Origin of the sequence: Bdellovibrio sp. (genome assembly GCF_036384735.1) — a bacterium.
Classification (GTDB): domain Bacteria; phylum Bdellovibrionota; class Bdellovibrionia; order Bdellovibrionales; family Bdellovibrionaceae; genus Bdellovibrio.
Genome location: NZ_DASVLT010000017.1, coordinates 1 through 13,927, shown reverse-complemented (window position 1 = coordinate 13,927; position 13,927 = coordinate 1). Strand labels below are relative to the sequence as shown.

Genomic DNA, 13,927 nt, shown 5'->3' with positions numbered 1-13,927 from the left:
CTCCGCAGCCTGGTCAGGCCTTACGCTTTCTTTATGGCTGGCAATAAAATTTGATCGATCAGCTTTCCATAATAAACTTTGCTGAACATTGTTCGTTGGAAATTTGTTTTATAAAAGGTCATCGCTTCGATAACCTCACATGCAAGATCAATATTAGCTTTTGTGGAAATCTCGCCTCGCTCTATTGCTCTTTGCATGAGTGTGCGATTCATCGCCGTCCACGGAGCAAAAACTCCCTGCATTGCTTCATCCGCAATTTTTTGATGTTCAGAAAAAAAAGAACCCAGCCCCGACAAAACACGAATTTTCCGCTGACCATGTTCTGAAGAATATGGCTTAACTATCGCAAGCAAGTCTTCTTTTAAGCTGCCTGTATCTGGCAAGTGATCGACATCGACAGAACTTTTACTCATAAAGATCAAAGCATCCCGAACAAGTTCCGGCTTTGAAGGCCATCGACGATAAAGCGTCGCCTTGCCTGACTTCGCATCAGCCGCAACCATGTCCATTGTCATACTATCAAAGCCTTTTTCAGCAAGAATGTTGAGCGTGGATTCTAAGATAGTATCATCAAGCTTCGGATCGCGTTTGCGCCCCAAAACTGCCGCCGATTTGGGCGTCTTTTTGCCAAGTGTTTTCTTTTTTACTTTCGCCATCTTCTTGTTATCACTCATATAATCACCATATTCGATACTATTTAGTTCCGGAACTTGAAAGTCTCGTAATTATGTGTTTTAATCTAAATGTGTTCAGCATTTAAATCCTACAAGGAGTATAGCACATGAAAACAGTATTAATCACGGGTTGCTCTTCTGGTTTCGGTCTTGAAACAGCAAAATATTTTCTGGAACGCGGATGGAAAGTCATCGCAACAATGCGTACACCGCGCGAAGACATTCTTCCTCGCTCTGAAAACCTAAGAATCCTTGCCCTTGATGTCAGCAAAACTGAAAGCATTCGCAAAGCCATCGCAGATGCGGGCCCTATTGATGCTTTGGTGAATAACGCTGGTATCGGGATGTTGAATCCATTGGAAGGCAGTTCGATCGATTCTATTCGCGAAATTTTCGAAACTAATACAATCGGCACCATCGCAATGACTCAAGCGGTTCTTCCGCAATTCCGCGAGCGCAAATCCGGCGTTATCGTCAATGTGACTTCGACTGTGACAGTGAAAGCCCTTCCACTACTTGCGGTCTACACTGCTAGTAAGGCTGCGATCAATGCCTTCACTGAATCCGTCGCGATTGAACTTGCGCCATTTAATATTCGCGCACGTTTGGTTTTGCCAGGTCTAGCACCACAAACAAATTTCGGAGCCAACGCAAGAACTCGCATGGGCACCGGACCTGAAGCCTACAGCGCCCTTGTTCAACAAGTGATGACGGGTTTAACTCAAGCGAGCGGTCCGATCACTCATTCTCAAGACGTTGCTGAGCAAATTTGGAAAGTCGTGACAGACCCCTCTGCACCAATGCGCAATCCCGCAGGCGAAGATGCAGTGATGTGGGCGAAAGAAACTAAGTTCATTTAATTTCTAAGGGGCGAGGTCCTCTAGTGAGAGGATCTCGCATACTTCGATACTTATCTAAGTGTCTGAATTCCCTGCAAAAGCCTGTGACTGGACAGAGTTCGCGTTTTCAAGTATTATATTACACATGACAACGACGAAAACAGTTCGCTTAACAGAAAAACAGTTCGAACAAATTGGAAAGGCCTTGGCAGAGCCACGTCGTTATATGATCTTGAAGCAAATCGGCTCTTGTAAGAATGACGGCACGATGTCGTGCGGCGCTTTACAAGAAGAGCACGAGATCAGTGCCGCGACCCTTTCCCATCACATCAAAGAACTTGAAACCGCAGGTCTGATAGAGATCACTCGCGAAGGCAAGTTCATGCGTATGTCTGTCCAACGCGAAGTTTTGCACGCCTATCTCGACAAACTAGCAAAAATCTAATTTTTCTTTGGCTCTAAGTATCCGTTTTTACGAGTCTTTTTGGTTACGTTTCGACAATTATCTAATCGTCGTATTGACAAAGCTTCTTTCATTTCGATATTTATCTAAGTATCGAACAATAAAAACCCCGGGTTCAACCGGATATTCAATGGAGTACGAAGTGAAAAAGTTAAATGGCAAAGTGGCGATCGTAACAGGAGCTTCTAAAGGCATCGGCGCTGCTATCGCAAAAGAATACGCAGCCAATGGCGCCTCTGTAGTTGTGAACTATTCCACAAGCAAAGAAGACGCCGATAGAGTCGTGAAAGAGATCGTCGCTAATGATGGCAAAGCTATCGCTGTTCAAGGTAGTGTTGCTAACGCGAGTGACGTTAAAAGAATTTTCGAACAGACAAAACAAGCCTTCGGAAAATTAGATATTCTCGTGAACAATGCCGGTATTTATAAATTCGGCACTATCGAAGAACTCACAGAAGAAGAATTTCATCGCCAATTCAATACAAATGTTTTGGGCACTCTTTTAACAGTTCGTGAAGCCGTGAAGTATTTCTCTAAAGAAGGCGGAAGCATTATTAATGTCAGCTCTGTCGTCAGCACAAGTCCTATGCCAGGCGTTGCGATCTATGCTGCTACCAAAGGTGCTGTAGATACATTAACAATCGGTTTAGCTCGTGAACTTGCGGGTCGTAACATCCGCGTGAACAACATTGCTCCGGGCGGTGTTGATACGGAAGGTGCGAAAACTTTGGGAATGATTGGCAGTGACATGGAAAAGCATATCGTTTCTCAAACTCCATTGGGACGTATTGGTCAACCACAAGACATCGCGAAAGTTGCGTTGTTCTTAGCTTCTGACGATTCCGGCTGGCTGACGGGTGAACGCATTCAAGCTTCCGGCGGTCTTCGTTAATTAATCTTCATTTAATTTTTTAAGCAAGAAGAGGTGCAGGTGGAACATTTTAGCGGCGATAACTTAATAGTGATTCTGTTAGCTGGATTTTCCAGCTTGGACCTCTTCAAGCGTATCGTAAAGCGAACACGTTCGTGGCACGAGAAAATAGATGAAGCCTCTTTGCCATCAGTAATGTCGACAGAGGCTGATCTTACTTTTCACATCAAAGAATGATTTTTAAATCAGCGATCTGTCTTTGATATTGGCCGGGTCGCGATTTAATAACTCGTTTAAACGCCACACTAAATGCACTTTCCGATTCATAACCAATGGCCTCTGCAACAGAGGCCACCGTTTGGCCCTCTGTACGAAGCAGATCACAAGCGATCTGCATTCTCCAGTTCGTTAAATAATCCAGAGGGGAAATCCCCACTTTCTTTTTAAATGCTAAGGCAAAACCCGAACGCGAAAGCCCAGCCACGTCAGCCAGACTTTCTAAAGACCAAGGATGTTGATACTGCAAATGCATTTTATCAAAGACCTTCGATAACTGCGGATCTGAAATCGCCATGAGCCAGTTCTGTTGCTTCTTATCTGAAGTTCCCAGGTAAATACGCAAGATCTGCAAAAGCATGATCGGAGTCAGATGATTCAGAATTAGTGCTCGGCCTGGATTTTTTCCGAAGAACTCTGCTTTGAAGCGTTCAAGACTCCAACGTAAAATAGCCGCTTGATCAGAATTTCCATCGACGTGAATGCATGCGGGCAAACCTTCGAATAAAACTTTTGGCAGATGTCCTTCGAATTCAAAATAAGTTCCGATGGATAACATATCGCCACCACCGTTGATCGTCATGGCTCCGCCGTTTTTGGTTTTCAATAGGTCTTCCATCTGAATTCGCTTTTTAACATTCAGATCTGTGCCCACAACCATCGGTTTTTTGCCTGTCATCAAAACACAATCACCTGCTTTGACATGAATGACTTTGGATTTTCCCTCACCGATATAATAGCGCTCGCCTTCTAAGACGACTTGCAATTTAAAGCCCTCAAATGGGGGATATTCGATGGCCCATTTGCCAGCGGCACTTAAAATGCCCGCCGAAGTAGATTTGAGGCGCATTTTCATTAAAACATCGGAAAGTGTGTCAGATTCCATGCATTAGACTATATCGCATAAAATATGGATTTTGTAGCATAGAAAGGCCAGTTTTTACTTGCTACATTAGATTTAATCGAAGTCCTAAAAAAGGACATTCAGACATTAGGAGATATCTATGAAAGTATTCGTAACGGGTGCTACCGGCTTTATCGGTTCGCGTATTGTTAAAGAGCTGATTCAAGGTGGACACCAAGTGATCGGCCTGACTCGTTCTGATGAAGGTGCGAAAATGCTAACTCAACTCGGAGCGACTCCATACCGAGGAACTTTAGATGAACCTGAAAGTCTTCGCGCAGGTGCTGCAGAATCTGACGGAGTTATTCACTGCGCATTCGATCACGACTTTTCAAAATTTGTCGCGAACTGCGAAAAAGACAAAGCCAATATCAAAGTGATCGCTGATGCCTTGAAGGGAACAAACCGTCCTCTATTAATCACTTCAGGTGTAGGCATCGGAAGTCAGGGACCCGGCAAACCAGCATTAGAAGATATTTTCGACGAACATCATCAAAATCCTCGCATCGCTTCAGAATATGCTGGCAGAGCTGCCTTGGAATTGGGCGTGAATGTTTCAGTCGTTCGCCTTCCGCAAGTTCACGATACTCACAAGCAGGGATTGATCAGCATGTTGATTCCACATGCGAAAGAAAAGAAAGTATCTGTCTATATCGATGAAGGAAGCAATCGTTGGTCAGCATGTCATGTAACGGATGTCGCTCACCTCTATAAGCTTGCTTTTGAAAGAGGCGAAAAAGGCGCGCGCTACAACGCTGTTGCTGAAGAAGGTGTTTCTATGCGCCACATCGCTGAAACTATCGGTGCAGGTTTAAAAGTTCCTGTGATCAGCATGTCCGCGAAAGATGCGGCAGCTCACTTCGGTTGGCTTGCGATGTTTGCAGGTATGGACTTGCCAGCTTCCAGTGAAAAAACTCGCCGAGTTTTAAATTGGAACCCGACAGGACCAGATCTGATCACAGATCTAAAGAATATGGATTATTCAAAAATATAATTTCGCAAAGTGCGCAGGAAGAATTACTTCTTGCGCACGCTATAGTCATAACGCTACAGCAAGATAAAAGACCTTTTATACCTATTACCTTGCTAAAGCTTCGAATCATATTTTGCGCGAGCCCGTTTTACGGAATCCCAATTTATCATTGTCCATTCTGTAAGAACTTTCATAGGCTCTAGAACGCTCAAGCCCAATTTGGTTAGTTGATATTCGACTCGTGGCGGAATCTCGGGGAATACTTCGCGCTCAACAATTCCGTCTCGCTCCAGACCTCGCAGCGTTGATGTTAGCATTGTCTGTGAAATTCCCACAATTCCCTTTTTTAGATCAGAAAATCGCGCTCGTGAGTCCTCATGACGAGACAATGCCAAAACAATCATGATGCTCCACTTATCACCAATACGACTGATGAATTCCTTCGTAGCTAAAGATCGTTCACTTTTGCAACCCTCCAGCGACGGGAGCTGTTTTCTTTTTCCCTTTTCTTTCATTAGTACGCCTCATCTGACTAAGGCAGAATATTCTGCCTTCTTTTTTGAAAATCGATTTAAGTATATTCTAAGTATGAATTTCATTCCAACAACGGAATCCATACTAGAGAAGGCTTTATGAAAAAAATTTTAGTTGTCGAATCAAGCCCTCGAGGCAAGATCTCTATCACTCGCGCATTGACTAGCGAAATTCTAAAAACGCTGAAGGCTGCAAACCCAGATGCCCATGTCATTGTACGTGACCTTGATAGTCCACAAACGCCCCACCTGACATCAGCGCAGACCACAGCGATTCTAATACCTTCTGAAAACCGAACTGCTTTAGATCAAGAAGCACTTCACTATTCCGATGAGTTAGTGAAAGAGGTTTTAGACGCCGATATCATCGTGATTGGCGCACCTATGTATAGCTTTTCTATTCCATCGAATTTGAAAGTCTGGCTGGATCTCATTTCAAGACCTCGGGTGACTTTTCAATACACACCAGAAGGACCTGTGGGCTTGGTAAAGGGCAAGAAAGTTTATCTTGCCGTCGCAACTGGAGGTGTCTATTCCCAAGGGCCTCAGAAGGCGTACGACTTTTTGGTTCCTTATCTAAGTACAGTCTTGGAATTCATGGGCATGGCAGACATCACCACTATTCGCGTTGAAGGCGTAGCCTTGCCAGAGTTTCAACGGGAAAAAGCTTTAGAGCTAGCGTTGCAAAAGGCCAAGTTGTCTTGACGATGATGAAAAGTGCGCAGGAAGAATTACTTCTTGCGCATGAATTTCAGTCTGCGGAAATAAAGCATGCGATTGTTCGCAGGCATTTCGAAATCACGAACTAGTTCGAATTCATTCTTAAACATCGCTGCGATCACGTCTTCAAAATTGCGAACTCCACTTTGCGGATCCTTTTCGCGCAAAGACTTATCGAACTCTTCGTTACTTTCAGTTGTTGATTTACCATTGTATTTGAAAGGTCCATAAATTAAAACCTTCCCACCTTCCTCCAAGCGGCCGCTGATTAACTTCATAAAGGTCTTACATTCCTTCCAAGACATGATGTGGAAGGTGTTTACAGTCAAAACAGCATCGAACATACGAATCGGAAAATCATCCTCGCCTACAACCATCTTAAACGGAGTCATGATGTTAGAAATTCCCGCTTCCTTAATGCGCTCGCGAAGCATCGGTAGATTTTCCGCAACCTCCGTCGGCTGCCAATCCATCCAGGGAAAAAACGGCGCAAAATAAACCGCATGCTGTCCCGTCCCCGCGCCTACTTCAAGAAGTCGCTCGTCTTCTGGACGAAGAACTTTCTTAAGTACTTCAAGAATGGGTTCTTTATTACGGTCTGCGGCTGCGGAAAATGGAAGGGTCATAGCTGTCCTTTAAATCCAATATTATGCGACATTTGCCTTCCGAATAGGGCAGATGACAAGTAGAAAAGATTAAACACAACAAGGATACTCCCCCATCTCAAATATAGCCACTTAATGAAAATATAATTGACCTAAAAGACACCAAGAAACGAAAGTTAATTGAGCCCGCACAATTCTGGCGTGGTCTATTCAATTATGGCGGTACAGGCGATGGCAGAAAATAAAAAAACAACCGGATATGCCCCGATTAACGGACTAAACATGTATTACGAAATCGAGGGGCAAGGCAAACCTCTGGTCTATATTCATCCAGCCTTTGGTTTCACAGGACTAAAATCTTTGCCCGAGCTATTTGATTCCCACCAAGTCATCTGCATGGACCTTCAAGGTCACGGCCGTACCGCAGATCTTGCAGATCGCCCTTTAAGTATCGAGCAGCATGCGAAAGACATCGTGGCACTTCTCAAGTATCTTAACATATCAAAAGCCAATTTTTTTGGAGAAAGCTACGGCGGTGCCATTGCCACCATGATTGCCGTTCGCAATCCAGAACTTGTCGATCGTGTTGCATCTTACGGAGGAACATTCGGCCCATCAAAGGATGCTCTCAATTTTGAAATGCTGAAGGATGTCTCAACGCAGACAGCGGACTCACAAAGCCTTTCCTTTCAGCGAGAAGGCTATAAAAAAGTTGCACCAATCCCAACCGATTGGTCTCAACTTTGGGCGAAGGCAACCGCGATGAAATGGGAAGGTTTTTCCGATGAAGAGTTATCTTCCATTAAAGCACCTCTGCTCATTCTTCTAGGAGACCACGACTTTGTTCGACTCGATCACGCCGTCGATACATTCAAAAAAATTCCAAATGCAGAACTTGCCGTGATTCCCGACGCGGGCCACTTTTTATTATTCTCTGAACCAGAACGAGCTATTCCTGTCGTTAAATATTTCCTAGAAAAGCCTGCAAAGAGAGAACCCATTGGCACCGGTGGAACAGGTTATCAACCTGAACGAACTAGATAAAAGGACTTTAGATGAAATCAACTCAAATGCCGCCTGAATCTCATCGCTCTGAACACATCGGCTGGCTTCGTGCAGCCGTTCTGGGTGCTAACGATGGAATTGTATCAACCGCAAGTCTTGTCGTGGGTGTTGCTGCCGCCAACTCTTCACATCAGAGTATCCTTATAACTGGAGTCGCGGGTCTCGTAGCTGGCGCAATGTCGATGGCCGCAGGAGAATATGTTTCCGTAAGCTCTCAAGCAGATACCGAGAATGCCGATCTTGCTCGAGAGAAGTCAGAGCTTGCTTCAAATATTGAATTTGAACGTGCTGAACTTGCACAAATTTACGTCGGTCGTGGACTTGAGCCTGAACTGGCATCGAAAGTTGCCGAGCAGCTGATGGCTCACGATGCGCTGGGGGCCCATGCCAGAGATGAATTGGGAATTACAGAAGCACTGAGCGCTCGTCCCATACAAGCGGCATTTGCATCAGCTGGTGCGTTTTCAGTTGGTGCAGTTCTTCCTCTATTGATGGTCCTGATTTCTTTGCCCCAAAATCTTATTGCGATTGTTTCCATTGCCTCTCTTGCTTTCTTAATAGTACTTGGTGTTGTAGCCGCTCGCGTAGGTGGTGCAAATATCTGGAAAGGAGCTTTGAGAGTAGGCTTCTGGGGAGCCTTAGCGATGGCTCTCACCGCAGGCATTGGTGCGTTGTTCGGTACGACTGTGTGAACTTAGCCGGCAGTTCTCGTCTTTTTACCTAGTTATAACAGGTACTTATGAATAGTAAACCATTTGGTTGACTGTTTATCTGACGTCATCTAATATTAAACCATATGGTTAACATTCTTTCGTCAGACTTAGACAGTCTCTTTTATGCGCTTTCAGATCCGACTCGCCGACAGATCTTGAAAATGTTGAACGAAGGCACTCACACAGTGGGAGCTCTCAGTGATCCTTTTCAAATGTCACTGCAAGCGATTTCGAAACACATCAAAATTCTCGAAAAAGCAAAACTCTTAAACCGGAAAAAACAGGGACGCATTCATGAATGCACTTTGAATCCGGAAGCCCTGAAGACCGCAGAAGAGTGCATTCAATTTTACACCAAGTTCTGGAATGACCATCTAGATTCATTTGCGGAAAATTTAGAATCAAAAAATAAATCATCGAAAGGAATCAAGTAAAATGACTTATCAAGTGAAAGCCGAAAAATTGATTGGCCGCCCGGCAAGTGAAGTCTTTAACGCCCTCAAAGACGGACTCCTTTTTATGAACTGCGGAGCTGACTCGGGTTCTATGCAAATAGATTTTCGTGTCGGTGGAAAATATCACATCAACTTTAAAAATAAAACCCTCGCAAATTTCGGAGAGTTTTTAGAAATCATTCCCAATAAGAAAATTGTTTTTAGTTGGTGTCAGACCTTCGGAGCCGATCAAAAACCCGACACTCAAGTCGTGATCGAACTTTTTGAGGACGGGTCTAAAACTCGACTGGTTCTGAATCACACGGGCTTTAAAGATCAAGCTACCAGAGACAACCATCAAATGGGCTGGGACGGTGGAATCAATGACTTCACCGCTCAAGTCGAAAATGGTCAATTGCGTATGTTGCGAGCTTATCCTGCTTCAGCCGAAAAGATTTTTGAAATTTGCAAAAACCAAGAGCGCTTTTTATCTCTTATGAGTGAAGCATTCCGTGACTCTGTAAATTTCAAAGTGGGTCCGAATAAAAAAATCGAACTTTCTGGTCTTGGCGGCACGGCCACACTTGCTTTCAACAGCAAGGAAGATGGCAGCTCGTTTATTGAAATTATTCATCAAGGACTTCACAGCCTCGCGGAACAAAAAGCACATCGTGCTGGCTGGGAATCCTTCACTAAAAAAATGACGGAGATTTTATGAGATCAAATAAGAACCTCACAATAACAATGTCTTTTGATGAGTCTCCAAAAAAAGTTTTCGATGCCATCGCCAATGTTCGCGGCTGGTGGGCCGAAGATCTAAAAGGCTCCTCAAACAAGCTGGGCGGCAAGTTTACCTATCAATACAAAGACATTCACAAGAGCACTCAGAAAGTGACTGAGTTTGTACCGAATAAAAAAATCGTCTGGCATGTTACTGAAAGTAATCTTAGTTTTTTAAAGCAAAAGGACGAATGGACTGGCACTGATGTGATCTTTGAAATCTCCAAGAAGGGCGATAAAACTCAGTTGCGCTTTACTCACGTGGGTCTGACTCCGGATGTGGAATGTTACGACGCCTGTTTTGAGGGCTGGGGATACTACATCAAAAAAAGTTTGAAGAGCTTGATCAAAACAGGCGAAGGCAAAACAAATCCGGAATGGTAATTGCGATGATAAGTCACGGATCCCTATTGCTGAAGAGAATACGGATCCGATTGAACGGACAACTCCTGATCTCCGTTGACAGTCAGAGTGTCAATAAGTCCCGGAAGTCTTTTCGTGCCGAATGTCTGGCAAACATCCACAGCAACACAAATTTTACGAGGCACAATAATATCAGGCCCCTGAGCTGTAGAAATATTCAAACTCACACCTTGTTCAAGCTGAACAAGGTGATTACCGTTAACGGCATTCACATTTTCTACTGCTCCAATGCGAGTCCCATTTACTAAAAGATTGCCTTCCTTAATGACCACCGTGGATTGGTGAGGTTGGATGTAAACATTGGCAGAAGTATCCAGCAATGCGCTCACAAAGATTGTTCCGTCCTGGGTCATACCGCCTTTTTGCACACAAATTGAATTAGCAGGACAGTCTCCCGCATAAACATAGGCGTCGATAGTGCGAGCAAAAGCAGAGGTGCTAACAAGGGCTGCCAGGGCAAAAGAGAAATAGCTTAATTTCATATAAAACTCCTATGAGGACGGATTCAAGCGATAACCATACCAGAGCCGAGACGGATTATTTCGTTTAAAGGCTGCAATCTGTGTCTAAGGCCTTTCACTAGAGCGAAAATTGCCACTTTTCTAATCGAGGGGGGCTTCGTTAAAGATTACTTTAAGATTACGGGATAATTACTTCGCCGGCTTGGCCATCTCTAGAAAGCTGCAAATGCAGTCAGCTCGCAGAAAGAAAAATGCGATGGACAATACAAAGCATTCGCGACCTAAAATCAACTAATCAGCGAAGCACCATTCTAAGCATCGAAGGGCTGTTTTCTTGATCATCTACCTGTTGTTCTAGGATTTCGAAACCCGCACCGGTAACTTCACTCACAACTTTGTCGGCGGGATAAATTCGACGTTGAGCACACCAATGCTGACCTTCAATCTCAAGAATGCCTCGATCGTTTGACGGTTTGACTTTGTGCCATAAAATAAAATCGTCGTCGAAGCGAAGCGTGTCGAACATTCTCGCCGGATCAACCTGACCAACGGGCATGACCATTGTGTCTAAAATGAAAATGCCGTTTGAAGAAAGAACACTTTTAACTCCTTCAAATACTTTTCTTCGGTCCTCTTCAAGAACAATGCAATGAAGAAAATGACTATCGTAAACTAAATCAAATTTTTGACCGAGTGATTTTAAATCTAAAGCATCGCCTGCAACGAACCGAATTTCTAGATTCTGCTGGCGAGCTAAATCCCGACCCATCTCAATAGCAGTTGCTGAAATGTCTATTCCAGTCGTTTGGAAACCATGTTTCGCGAAGGTGAACGCTGTCGTTCCAGTTCCACATCCAAGATCTAATGCCGACTTTGCGTTCACATACGAAAAGTATTTTCCGATTTTTTGTTTTAAATACTCATTAGTTTTTGCGTCGCCAAGTTCAGATAAGTTTTTTGCGTTTCCCCAGCCGACAAATCCTTTTGATTTAATTTGCTGATAAGCCGACTCGTGTGCGTGATAATAAGATTTCATTCCGAAATTCCTCTCGCCGTTTCTGAACCGTCAAAACGCCATTTCCGTATAAATTTTGCTTATGAAAATCGTATCGAATTCCTTGATGATTTCAAGAAACTGAATTGAGAAACCCGACTAATTATGAAATTAATCGTATTAATATTTAAAATTTAGAGGCGTGAGATCCAATCATGACCATCAGGGTAAGAAATCTGAAGAGCCTTTTTCAACCAACTGCGCTTATCTTGAGTCAGCGCTGGCAAAGTTGACTCGAAATCCTTAATGTCCTTTGGACGAAGTCCTTTTGACTTATAAAGAAGTTGAATTTCGGGCGCGAGGTACATTAATCCGTGCGAAGACTCTAACGCCATCGAATCCAAACTACCACGAATTGCAGAATTCCTTCGATAAACCCATTCATTGTTTTCAATATCGAAAAGCATGAATTGAATTTTCCAAGGAGACTCAGGGAATGGACGACCTCAGATATCGTGAATACCTTTGTTCAAAAACTCGCCCGGTTTCCAAACCCTCAAAGTACCAGGTGGATCACCAACCTGAAGATCCCAGCCTTTTAAGGACTCCTGAATCTCAAGTTGATCCTGTCGAGGTATCAAAATATCGATGTCAGAATGTTCTCTTGTTTGCTCTCTTAGAAAAATATCCAATGCCCATCCACCTGCCAACATCCATTGGCACTTTAAGATTTCAAGGTTTGAATGGCCTCATCAATCGACAGCGGCTGCCATTCGTGAATATTCTGTTGATACGACCGAAGACCCTTCTTCTTTGAATCATGAAAAGCCTCCCAATTAGAAAATTTCAATTCCTTTAGAATTGCTTCTGCCTTATCCCACGCAAGGCTTTCTTCTTCTAAAATTCTTCGTTTCTCATCAGGAGTCGCGCAATTGCCGTTGTCTCTGATTTTATCATATAGAGAATCAATCTCATGATCTGGCGAAAAATGGTGCCCAAATTCATGAGCCATACAAATTAGCTCGTCGAGATAGTCTGTACATTCGGAAAAAAACTCGTCGAATTGTGTATCGGTGCTGAGATAGCCTGGCTTGTCTTTGCGATATACTAAGATATGTGGGCGCTTAAATCCGTTGCTTTGAAGAGTTCTGCGGTATTGATACTTTGAATCTTGCGGAAGTAAGTACTCTCTCTTAATTTCAACAATATCAGTTTCGCTTCGAATTTTAGTAAGAAGATTCTTGTAGATGTCCTTTAATTCCATTTGCCTACAAACTTCCTCAAATAATCCAACCCGCTCGGAGTGCACCCAACTAATTGAATTCTCGCTAAAAATTCGTTGGATGACCAGCCAAAACTTGACAGGATTTTTCAAATGATGGAGGCGATAAGAATCGAAACCTGCCACAACTACATACTTAGTTCTTGGGCATCGGAAGCCAAGGCCCAGGAAAATTAGCCTTGGAAGATATTTTCGATGAACATCATCAAAATCCCCGCATCGCTTCTGAATACACTGGTAGAACAGCTTTGGAACTTGGTGTGAATGTTTCAGTGATTCGTCTTCCAGCGGTCATAGATTCTCTGCATAGTCTTTAAAAACTATTGTCCCGTTACTGAAATTTCGAGAGTTGCCCCCCCTCCACTAGTGATCTGCAATAAAAACGCTAGGTAATTAGTTAACGTCAGAAATTGGCTCTCGGGTTTCCACAGAATCGATCATTCTAGCATCTACTTCCCAACCCCATACTCCCGCTCCACCTTGCAAACCCTCGTCGAAAAACTCTCATACCATTTCGATCGCCCAAACTCCTGCGCGATTTTATGTTCCGAGTTCGACTTCCAAGCACTAATATCCTCAAGCGTCTGCCAATAAGAAACCGTGATTCCAAAGCCATCGCTTCCACGACTGCTTTCCATCCCCAGAAAACCTTTTTGAATTTTCGCAAGTTCAACCATGCGTTCGGCCATCTGCTCATAGCCTGCGCAGTCAGATGAATTTCGTTGAGAACTAAAAATGACGGCGTAATAGAAGGAATCTGATTTCATAAACACATTCGGTTGTTCCCAGTTAATGGTGGAATGCTAGGCGTTAGGACCTAAGAAAAAAGGGATCCAGTTAATTACACAATCTTCTTAAGATTTGGTTACGAAGCAAAATCTAAGAAAGCAGGTGTCATTAGTGGATCCCCAATGGAA

21 protein-coding genes are annotated in these 13,927 nt (G+C 43.6%); 11 read left to right on the top strand and 10 right to left on the bottom strand.

Features of this window, described 5'->3' with window-relative positions; genetic code table 11:
• Positions 1 to 20 precede the first annotated feature (20 nt).
• Entirely contained in the window at positions 21 to 674 is a 654-nt protein-coding gene (locus tag VF412_RS05505; RefSeq protein WP_331338213.1) for a TetR/AcrR family transcriptional regulator, read from the bottom strand.
• Positions 675 to 781: 107 nt separating this feature from the next.
• Here VF412_RS05505 and VF412_RS05500 point away from each other — a divergent pair, with 107 nt between their 5' ends.
• The 3 genes from VF412_RS05500 (at position 782) to VF412_RS05490 (ending at position 2,868) form a co-directional block, all read left to right on the top strand.
• Positions 782 to 1,534: an SDR family oxidoreductase gene (locus tag VF412_RS05500; RefSeq protein ID WP_331338212.1), complete on the top strand. Its 753-nt coding sequence runs from the start codon at positions 782 to 784 to the stop codon at positions 1,532 to 1,534.
• 58 nt (positions 1,535 to 1,592) lie between these two features.
• On the top strand, positions 1,593 to 1,958 hold the full coding sequence (locus VF412_RS05495; protein ID WP_331338211.1) for an ArsR/SmtB family transcription factor: 366 nt from the start codon (positions 1,593 to 1,595) through the stop codon (positions 1,956 to 1,958).
• A 160-nt stretch (positions 1,959 to 2,118) separates the two neighbouring features.
• A complete protein-coding gene (locus VF412_RS05490; RefSeq protein ID WP_331338210.1) occupies positions 2,119 to 2,868 on the top strand; it encodes a glucose 1-dehydrogenase in 750 nt (249 codons plus the stop codon).
• A gap of 205 nt (positions 2,869 to 3,073) precedes the next feature.
• Here VF412_RS05490 and VF412_RS05485 read toward each other — a convergent pair whose 3' ends face one another.
• Positions 3,074 to 4,009: an AraC family transcriptional regulator gene (locus VF412_RS05485; protein WP_331338209.1), complete on the bottom strand. Its 936-nt coding sequence runs from the start codon at positions 4,007 to 4,009 to the stop codon at positions 3,074 to 3,076.
• Between the two features lie 118 nt (positions 4,010 to 4,127).
• Here VF412_RS05485 and VF412_RS05480 point away from each other — a divergent pair, with 118 nt between their 5' ends.
• On the top strand, positions 4,128 to 5,021 hold the full coding sequence (locus tag VF412_RS05480) for an SDR family oxidoreductase (RefSeq protein WP_331338208.1): 894 nt from the start codon (positions 4,128 to 4,130) through the stop codon (positions 5,019 to 5,021).
• Positions 5,022 to 5,113: 92 nt separating this feature from the next.
• Here VF412_RS05480 and VF412_RS05475 read toward each other — a convergent pair whose 3' ends face one another.
• Entirely contained in the window at positions 5,114 to 5,515 is a 402-nt protein-coding gene (locus VF412_RS05475; protein ID WP_331338207.1) for a helix-turn-helix domain-containing protein, read from the bottom strand.
• 117 nt (positions 5,516 to 5,632) lie between these two features.
• Between VF412_RS05475 and VF412_RS05470 the strand changes: the two genes are divergently transcribed.
• Positions 5,633 to 6,238, top strand: a complete 606-nt coding sequence (locus VF412_RS05470; RefSeq protein ID WP_331338206.1) for an FMN-dependent NADH-azoreductase — start codon at positions 5,633 to 5,635, stop codon at positions 6,236 to 6,238.
• 26 nt (positions 6,239 to 6,264) lie between these two features.
• Here the strand turns inward: VF412_RS05470 and VF412_RS05465 are convergent, their stop codons facing one another.
• On the bottom strand, positions 6,265 to 6,879 hold the full coding sequence (locus VF412_RS05465) for a DUF938 domain-containing protein (RefSeq protein ID WP_331338205.1): 615 nt from the start codon (positions 6,877 to 6,879) through the stop codon (positions 6,265 to 6,267).
• Between the two features lie 180 nt (positions 6,880 to 7,059).
• Here VF412_RS05465 and VF412_RS05460 point away from each other — a divergent pair, with 180 nt between their 5' ends.
• The 5 genes from VF412_RS05460 to VF412_RS05440 all read left to right on the top strand — a co-directional run bounded on the left by VF412_RS05460 (position 7,060) and on the right by VF412_RS05440 (position 10,234).
• On the top strand, positions 7,060 to 7,902 hold the full coding sequence (locus VF412_RS05460) for an alpha/beta hydrolase (RefSeq protein WP_331338204.1): 843 nt from the start codon (positions 7,060 to 7,062) through the stop codon (positions 7,900 to 7,902).
• Positions 7,903 to 7,913: 11 nt separating this feature from the next.
• The gene (locus VF412_RS05455; protein ID WP_331338203.1) at positions 7,914 to 8,615 is read left to right on the top strand and encodes a VIT family protein; all 702 of its coding nucleotides are present in this window, start codon (positions 7,914 to 7,916) and stop codon (positions 8,613 to 8,615) included.
• Positions 8,616 to 8,719: 104 nt separating this feature from the next.
• Positions 8,720 to 9,070, top strand: coding sequence for a metalloregulator ArsR/SmtB family transcription factor (locus VF412_RS05450; protein ID WP_331338202.1), 351 nt, complete (start codon positions 8,720 to 8,722; stop codon positions 9,068 to 9,070).
• Position 9,071: 1 nt separating this feature from the next.
• The gene (locus tag VF412_RS05445; RefSeq protein WP_331338201.1) at positions 9,072 to 9,788 is read left to right on the top strand and encodes an SRPBCC domain-containing protein; all 717 of its coding nucleotides are present in this window, start codon (positions 9,072 to 9,074) and stop codon (positions 9,786 to 9,788) included.
• The gene (locus tag VF412_RS05440; RefSeq protein WP_331338200.1) at positions 9,785 to 10,234 is read left to right on the top strand and encodes an SRPBCC domain-containing protein; all 450 of its coding nucleotides are present in this window, start codon (positions 9,785 to 9,787) and stop codon (positions 10,232 to 10,234) included. Before VF412_RS05445 ends, VF412_RS05440 begins: the two co-directional genes overlap by 4 nt.
• Positions 10,235 to 10,257: 23 nt before the next feature.
• On the opposite strand, the gene VF412_RS05435 is transcribed toward VF412_RS05440, so the two are convergent.
• The 5 genes from VF412_RS05435 to VF412_RS05415 form a co-directional block, all read right to left on the bottom strand.
• Positions 10,258 to 10,755 (bottom strand): hypothetical protein, encoded by a 498-nt coding sequence (locus VF412_RS05435; RefSeq protein ID WP_331338199.1) that lies wholly within the window; start codon positions 10,753 to 10,755, stop codon positions 10,258 to 10,260.
• Between the two features lie 274 nt (positions 10,756 to 11,029).
• The gene (locus VF412_RS05430) at positions 11,030 to 11,770 is read right to left on the bottom strand and encodes a class I SAM-dependent methyltransferase (protein ID WP_331338198.1); all 741 of its coding nucleotides are present in this window, start codon (positions 11,768 to 11,770) and stop codon (positions 11,030 to 11,032) included.
• Positions 11,771 to 11,922: 152 nt separating this feature from the next.
• Entirely contained in the window at positions 11,923 to 12,195 is a 273-nt protein-coding gene (locus VF412_RS05425) for a hypothetical protein (RefSeq protein ID WP_331338197.1), read from the bottom strand.
• Positions 12,196 to 12,234: 39 nt separating this feature from the next.
• The gene (locus tag VF412_RS05420; RefSeq protein ID WP_331338196.1) at positions 12,235 to 12,441 is read right to left on the bottom strand and encodes a nucleotidyltransferase domain-containing protein; all 207 of its coding nucleotides are present in this window, start codon (positions 12,439 to 12,441) and stop codon (positions 12,235 to 12,237) included.
• Positions 12,442 to 12,452: 11 nt separating this feature from the next.
• Positions 12,453 to 12,992, bottom strand: a complete 540-nt coding sequence (locus VF412_RS05415) for a hypothetical protein (protein ID WP_331338195.1) — start codon at positions 12,990 to 12,992, stop codon at positions 12,453 to 12,455.
• 161 nt (positions 12,993 to 13,153) lie between these two features.
• Here VF412_RS05415 and VF412_RS05410 point away from each other — a divergent pair, with 161 nt between their 5' ends.
• Entirely contained in the window at positions 13,154 to 13,327 is a 174-nt protein-coding gene (locus VF412_RS05410) for a hypothetical protein (protein ID WP_331338194.1), read from the top strand.
• A 132-nt stretch (positions 13,328 to 13,459) separates the two neighbouring features.
• Here VF412_RS05410 and VF412_RS05405 read toward each other — a convergent pair whose 3' ends face one another.
• Complete coding sequence (locus tag VF412_RS05405) at positions 13,460 to 13,777, bottom strand: antibiotic biosynthesis monooxygenase (RefSeq protein WP_331338193.1); 318 nt, start codon at positions 13,775 to 13,777, stop codon at positions 13,460 to 13,462.
• Positions 13,778 to 13,927 lie beyond the last annotated feature (150 nt).